Origin of the sequence: Burkholderia sp. E168m23, assembly GCF_016586125.1 — a bacterium.
In the GTDB taxonomy this organism is placed as follows: Bacteria; Pseudomonadota; Gammaproteobacteria; order Burkholderiales; family Burkholderiaceae; genus Burkholderia; species Burkholderia orbicola.
The window spans coordinates 1-6,952 of the sequence record NZ_BCPP01000310.1 but is presented as its reverse complement, the minus strand read 5'-3'; the positions used below and the strand labels follow the sequence as shown (position 1 = coordinate 6,952).

Sequence of the window (6,952 nt, the reverse complement as noted above, 5' to 3'; positions counted from 1 at the left end):
GGCCGGTCGACAACGAGCTGATGCCGGTCGACGTCGACGTGGATAGCGATGTCACCGCGCTATTGGTCGAGCTCAGCCCCGTCGACAGCGAACTGATCCCGGTCGACGTCGAAGTCGACAACGACGTCACCGCGCTATTGGTCGAACTCAGCCCGGTCGACAGCGACGAAACCCCGGTCGACAGCGACGTGATGCTCGACGCCGTCGACGTCGACAATGAATCGAGCGCCGTATTCGTCGCGGCGAGTTGCGACCCGTTGATCGCGTCCGTACTCGACGAACTGATCCGCCCGGCCGCGACGTTGGTGATCTGGCGCTCGCTGCCCGCCTTACCGACACTGACGACGCTCGCCGGGTTGATACCGTTGAAGTTGTACGTGACGCCGCCGATGACCGCGCTGGCCGTCGGATTCGGCGCGGCCGTCGTCGATCCCGAGCCGAGCGCGACATCGTTTGCGTTGTTGGCCACGGCCGCCGCGCCGAACGCGACGGCGCCCGCCGCCGCTGCCGTCGACGTATTGCCGAGCGCCAGGGAACCCGTGCCCTGCGCGTTGTTGGTGTTGCCGATCGCTACCGCGCCGTCGCCGTTCGCGGTGTTGTTCGACCCCATCGTGACCGCGCCGGTGCCGATCGCGGTGCTCGGATCGCCGATCGCTACCGCGCCGTTGCCGCTCACCGTCTGGCCATAGCCCAGCGCGACGGCGCCGATACCGCCCAGCACCTTCGAGCCGTAACCGCCCGCGACCGAACCCGCGCCTGCCGCCGCGGCAACCGAGTTGGAATCGCCGATCGCCACGGTCGACGTCGCCGCCGCTACGCTGTTGATACCGACCGCCGTCGCATTCGTGGCCGATGCCGTCGCACCGGGCCCCAGCGCGCTGGAGGACACGCCGGTCGCCAGCGATAGATTGCCGAGCGCGGTCGCGAACTGCTGGGTCGCGGTCGACTGCACGCCCATCGCGATCGAACTGACGCCCGACGCATTGGCGTTCAGGCCGAAGGCCAGCGCCTGATCGGCGCCGGCATTCGTGTTCGAGCCCATCGCGATCGAACTCGTGCCGAGCGACTGCGTGCCCGACCCGGGCACGCCCGCGGTGCCGCCCCAGCCGATCGCGATCGACGCGGTGCCCTTCGCCCCGCTGTTCACCCCCATCGCCACGCCGGAATTCCCGGTCGTCAGCGCACCGCTGCCGACGGCCACGCCGGCCGCGCCCGAACTGGTCGACTGGTTGCCGAGCGCGACGGAACCCGTGTTCGTGGCATGCGACGCATAGCCGAGCGAGACGCTCTGCGCGCCCGCCGCGCTGGCACCGAGCCCCATCGCCGCCGCGTACTGGCCGGACGCCAGCGCGTTGTTGCCCAGCCCGACGGCGGAAACACCGGTCGCCGCCGCGCCGCTGCCCATCGCGACCGCGCCGCTTTGGGTCGCGCTCGACAGGTTGCCGATCGCGACCGAATAGTCGCCGGAACCGATCGCCTGCACACCGAGCGCCGAACTGTTGACGCCGGTCGCCTGCGAGTTGATGCCGACGGACGTCGAACCATCGCCCATCGCATGTGCGCCCGGGCCGAGCGCCGTGGCCGACAAACCCTGCGCCGTCGACAGGTTGCCGACCGCGGTGGAATTCTGCTGCGCGGCAGTCGAACCGAGGCCGATCGAGATCGCCGTCGTGCCGCCCGACGCGGTACCGCCATCCTGCGCGTATTGCGCATGCGCACTCGCATGGAACAACCCGAGACAAGCGGTCGCCGTCAGCACGGCCAGCCTCAACACCGAAGGCGCCGATGGTATGTCCGCGTGCGTCGCGGCTTCTCCGTGCGCTGCGCATTCCGGCGCGCGCGTCGACGACGCAACACGCTTGCCGCGTGCGCGGTCAAGCTCCGAAGCCGCAACCCAGGCCCCCAGTGCTTCGTTCCAGATCGACTTGAACGACTTGTTCATCTTGTGTTCCCTCGGTTCTCAAGTGCTGGATGACGCAACAGCGAACGCGGCGTCAGGCGAAGCGCGGACCCGCTCCGTTTTCGCCTGCCTCGCGCCGCCCGTCTCTCACTTCGCATTACTAATAAACACTACGAACAGCGTTGCCCGGCATGCTCGACCCACATCGCGAGTGCACGACCGACCGCCGCGCATGCCCGTTCGGCACGATGCGCGACGGCGAAAAAGCCGGCTATCGATTCACGGAAGTCGACATCGCCGGCCCGGCGGCGGCATGGCGCACGACGCGTCGCCATGCCGCACGCGCGCACGCCATCATTCCCGCCGAAGGACGACGTCGAATCTCATCGGAAAAGCGTCGCTCGGACGCTGGACGAACGGATGCCGGCCCGCATCGCGGGCGGCCCGTCATGTTTCATTCAGGCGGCGAAAGGCGCCATGTGGTCCCCGGATCTGAAGCATGCGCCGCCGGATCGCTGACGCTGACAGCCGGCGCCGGATCGATCGACCCGACGCCCTGACCTGCCACGCTTGTCGTATTCATATTTTTCGTATCCGCCTGATTCGATAGAGCACCGCGCGCGGCGCCCGGATCGATCAAACCACCCCGGCAGCCCACGCAAAGTCGCTCACCCCTTTCCGTTCGGCGCGCGACCGGTTTTTTCCGGAAATCCGGAAAAAACCGGCCTCTCGCCGCACGGCCCCGGCATCGAATTAATCGATCGAATTGACTTGACGATTTCTTCTCGCTCGATGCCCTGCCCTCAGCCCCATCCCGTCATTTCGCGATTCATCTTGTATATCGAACCTCGCCGCGAATCATGACGATTGCATTACCCTCGTGCCCGTTATCCTTTTGTTACTTCCATCCCATGATCCGGGAATTACATCGCTCAATGTGACATTGAATATCGACTGCCATGAAAGCGACGGCAACAGCAATTTTGGCGGCAACCGGAGCCGGCAAAAGAACCGATTCCAGCCGTGCCGGGGCTAGTTTGCAGGTATTCTCCCAAGCAAACCTTTTCCGCAGCGGAAAAACCCTTTTCCGGAGCGGACGACAGTTACATTCATACACATTTGCAGGAATCCGGATTTTATAGAAATGGAAATAGCCAAGCGGCATCGATGAAAGACTTAATCTTCATGACAATGAATTAGCAGATTCCATTTACGCCGCACCATCTAACGCTCGACACCTCGCGCATGAATTCATCATCCGGGCCATTCAAATTTCAAAAACCCCTCAACCGGAAATAAAGACCGGAATTTTATTAATCGATTCGGCACAATTTTCCGAAGCATCGACACTCCCGCCGCGCATCCGCCATGCCCCTGCGACAAGCCCACACGCGCCGCACGGAATCCTCACAATCGACGCTGTTGTCGACATATAATTTTTCGCAACAATCGTCCAGATTGCGATGCCGCCGACCTGACAGGCCCACTCCCTTCCAACGCGTTCGCAACCATGTCATCCCGCTTGCCCAGTTCGGCGTCGCCACGCACCACGCCGGATCTCGCTGGCGCCCATATCCTGATCGTCGACGACCGCCCGAACGACCTGCGGCTCCTGACCGAAATCCTGCGCACCGCGCGGTGCCGGATCAGCGTCGCGTTCGACGGGCTGCAGGCCTATCACCGCGCGCAGGCCATCGCGCCCGACCTGATCCTGATGGACGTCCGCATGCCGCGCATGGACGGTTTCGCCGCGAGCCGGCTGCTGGCGTCCACACCGTCGACGCAATCCATTCCGGTGATCATCCTGACGGCCGCCGGCGATCTCGAGGATCGCATCGCGGGGCTCGAAACGGGTGCGATCGACTACATCGTCAAGCCGTTCGAACCGGCGGAAGTCATCGCGCGAATCCGCAATCACCTGAAGCGCACGCGGCGCAGCCAGCCGTTCGCACACCTGCCCGATTTGCCCGACAATCCCGACGCCGCCCTCGTGCGCGCGGCGAGCGAGGTACTGCTGCGCGACCTGCGCCATCCGCCGGCGCTCGAGGATCTCGCGAAGCAGGTCGGCACGCACGAAAAGCGGCTGTCGCGCGTGTTCCGCGATCATCTCGGCCAGACCGTATTCGAATACCTGCGCGATACGCGGCTGCGCGCCGCGATGCACTTCCTGTCGGAAACGTCGATGGGCATCGGCGACATCGCCGAGGAAATCGGCTTTTCCACGCCCGGCAATTTCGCGACGGCATTCCGCGAACGCTTCGGCATCACGCCGTCCAACTGGCGGCGCCAGCGCCACGCGGTCGACGCGCCGGCCGCGCCGGGGGGGCACCACGGCGATGCGTAGGCACGACGCGGCATGGACGGCGGGATGTCGCGTGTTGCTCCTGCTGCTGGCGGCGCTGGCGGTCACGTGCGCGGCGGCCCGTGCCGCAACGGCGCCGAATCCCGCGCAACTCGAAGCGGTATCGGTTTTGGAGGACGCCGGCACGACGCTATCGGCCGACGAGGTCGCCGCGCGGTTCGCCGATCCGTCGCGTCACGCAGCCATCCCGGCCCGCACCGCGTTCAACGTGACGTTCTCGCGCTCGGCGTGGTGGGTCCGCGCGACGCTGATCAACCGCGACAGCGAGACGCGCCCGCTGGTGCTCGCGATTCGCGATGCGCGCGTCGACCAGGCCGATTTCTATGTCGGCCGGAACGGCCAGTGGATGCTCGATCGCAGCTTCCCGACCGATCGCGGCGACGCGCTCGATGCGCCGTCGCGCTACCCGACCCTCGACGTCTCGCTGCGCGCGGGCGAACAGCTGCCCGTGCTGATCCGCATCACGTCGCGCAAGGAAATGCGGCTCGCGCCGGTCGCGTTCACCCGCGACGGGTGGATCGCGCAGGAATTGCACGCGTCGATGTGGAACTTCGGGTTCTTCGGCGGGCTGCTCGCCCTCGTCTGGTGCGCGCTGCTGATCGGCTTTTTCTCGCGCAGCGGCGTATTCCACGTGCTGGCCGCGCTGACCCTGAACACCGCGCTGTTCGAAGCCGCGTATCGCGGCTATCTCGCGATGGCCCTGTCGCCCGCCGCGCGCGAGTGGTCGACGCGCGGCGAAACGATCTTCGCGTACCTGTCGGTCGCGTGCTTCATCGTCTTCATCCTGATGGTCGCGCACCGCGAGAAGGCCAGGATGCCGATGCGCGCGGTGTACGTGGTGTTTCTCGTGCTCGAATGCGTGGGGATCGCCGGCGCGGCGTTCGGCGATCTGGCGACCTTCGCGTGGTTCTGCCTGTGGCTGAACACCGTGCTCGCGATCGTCAACATCAGCCTCGCGCTGATGCTCGTGATCCGGCGCACGCCGACGGGCCGCGTGATGCTGATCGCGGTCGCGTTCGCGACGTTCAACATGCTGATCCGCATGCTCGACGGCCGCGATGCGCTGCCGCCCTTGCTGTCATGGATCCGGTCCGACGTCTTTCCGAACCCGGTCATCGCGATCATCGGGCTCGCGACGCACCTGCTGGTGCTGGCCGCGTGGATTCACCACGTGGGCCGGCAGCGCACCGAGGCACGCAAGCGGCTCGAACACTGGCAGCTCACCGAACAGGACCGGCTGCGCGACGAGGTCGCGCGGCGCACGGTGGCGCTCAACGACGCGTTGCAGCAGTCGAAGACGCACATGCAGCAGAAGATCGAGACGCTCGGCTATGTCAGCCACGACCTGCGCGCGCCGCTGTCGACGATCAACGGCTATGCGAAGCTGCTGCTGGAAGGCGCGACGCGCGGCCAAGCGCGGCTGATCCGGTCGATCGACCGCAGCATCCGCTACCAGCTCGCGCTGATCGACGAATTGCTCGCGTTCACGAAGGCCGAACTCCAGCCGCTCGGCGTCGCGCCCGACCGCACCGACCTGCCCGGGCTGCTGGACGACATCGGCCACTACGCGGTCGCGCTGTGCGCGCAGCAGGACAACCGGTTCGTCTACCGGCCGGTCACGGCGCTGCCGCGCACGGTGCTGATCGACGGCATCCGGCTGCAACAGGTATTGCTGAACCTGCTGTCCAACGCATCGAAATTCACGCGCAACGGTACGGTCACACTGTCGATCCACGCGTCGCGCGAAGGCGATGCATGGCGCCTGCTGTTCGAGGTCGCCGATACGGGCATCGGCATCGACATCACCACGACCACCGATATCTTCCGCGCGTACCAGCAGGTGCAGGCTGTGAACGGCGGCACCGGGCTCGGCCTGTTCATCGCGCAGCGCATCGTCACCGCGATGGGCGGCGAGCTGGCCGTCGCGAGCCAGCCGGGCGTCGGCACGACGTTCTCGTTCGCGGTCGTCGCGCCGGCCCTCGGCCATGCGCTCGCACCGGCGTCGGGGCTCGTCCGGCAGTTTCATCCCGCCGACGAAGCGGAGCCGGCACACGCGGCGCCGGCGATGCGCAGCCCGCCCGCCGACGCGCTCGCCGAGCTGATCGCGCTCGCCGGCGAAGGCCGGCTGACCGATATCGAGGAATGGCTCGGCCAGTACGTGGACAAGCCGGGCCATGCGCCGTTCGTGCAGGAAATGCGCGAGCACCTCGATGCGCTGGACCTGCACGCGATCGAAAAACTGGCCGGCTCGCTGAAACGCACGCGGGTCGCGGATACGCCCTTCGACACCGAGGCGGACGCGACCGGGCCGGCCTGACGGCGCGGCCCCACGCGCGGCCGGCAGGCGGCCGCCCGCATCATTCCATCGCGGTTCGCTCGCGCTGCCGATCAGCCAGCTCGACCACGCGGGCCAACCGAATGATGTCGGTCAAGCCGAATTCGCCGGCATCCGGGCGCGGGCGGCCGTGCTCGTCAGCCACGCGCATCGCGAACGCCAGCGCTTCCGAGCGCTCGCGCAGCAGCACCCGCAGCGCATCGGCCACGATCCGGCAGTCGCGCGCGTCGCCGAGATCGAGCAGCGGCCGACGGCCATGCTCGACGGCCAGCGCATCGGCCGCGCCCGCTGTCATGTCATCGCGCTTCATCTCGTTCTCCTCGCGCCAGGGTAGTCGGTCGCACTACGATCGCCG

5 protein-coding genes are annotated in these 6,952 nt (G+C 66.7%); 3 read left to right on the top strand and 2 right to left on the bottom strand.

The window, feature by feature from the left end; all coding sequences use genetic code 11:
• Positions 1-1,942, bottom strand: a 1,942-nt coding sequence (locus tag JMF90_RS17240; protein ID WP_268905989.1) for an ESPR-type extended signal peptide-containing protein, incomplete at its 3' end; no start/stop codon positions are given.
• A 149-nt stretch (positions 1,943-2,091) separates the two neighbouring features.
• On the opposite strand from JMF90_RS17240, the gene JMF90_RS17235 reads away from it, so the two are divergent.
• The 3 genes from JMF90_RS17235 to JMF90_RS17225 all read left to right on the top strand — a co-directional run bounded on the left by JMF90_RS17235 (position 2,092) and on the right by JMF90_RS17225 (position 6,579).
• Positions 2,092-2,460, top strand: a complete 369-nt coding sequence (locus tag JMF90_RS17235) for a hypothetical protein (protein WP_227745891.1) — start codon at positions 2,092-2,094, stop codon at positions 2,458-2,460.
• A gap of 950 nt (positions 2,461-3,410) precedes the next feature.
• Positions 3,411-4,244, top strand: coding sequence for a response regulator (locus tag JMF90_RS17230; protein WP_054928622.1), 834 nt, complete (start codon positions 3,411-3,413; stop codon positions 4,242-4,244).
• The gene (locus tag JMF90_RS17225) at positions 4,237-6,579 is read left to right on the top strand and encodes a sensor histidine kinase (RefSeq protein WP_054928621.1); all 2,343 of its coding nucleotides are present in this window, start codon (positions 4,237-4,239) and stop codon (positions 6,577-6,579) included. Before JMF90_RS17230 ends, JMF90_RS17225 begins: the two co-directional genes overlap by 8 nt.
• A 40-nt stretch (positions 6,580-6,619) precedes the next feature.
• Here JMF90_RS17225 and JMF90_RS17220 read toward each other — a convergent pair whose 3' ends face one another.
• The gene (locus JMF90_RS17220; protein ID WP_054928620.1) at positions 6,620-6,907 is read right to left on the bottom strand and encodes a hypothetical protein; all 288 of its coding nucleotides are present in this window, start codon (positions 6,905-6,907) and stop codon (positions 6,620-6,622) included.
• Between the last annotated feature and the right edge of the window lie 45 nt (positions 6,908-6,952).

Bases quoted from the DNA above. Each gene is read 5' to 3' on its own strand.
- JMF90_RS17235 (WP_227745891.1), top strand. From the start codon at position 2,092: ATGCTCGACCCACATCGCGAGTGCACGACCGACCGCCGCGCATGCCCG.
- JMF90_RS17230 (WP_054928622.1), top strand. From the start codon at position 3,411: ATGTCATCCCGCTTGCCCAGTTCGGCGTCGCCACGCACCACGCCGGAT.
- JMF90_RS17225 (WP_054928621.1), top strand. From the start codon at position 4,237: ATGCGTAGGCACGACGCGGCATGGACGGCGGGATGTCGCGTGTTGCTC.
- JMF90_RS17220 (WP_054928620.1), bottom strand. From the start codon at position 6,907: ATGAAGCGCGATGACATGACAGCGGGCGCGGCCGATGCGCTGGCCGTC.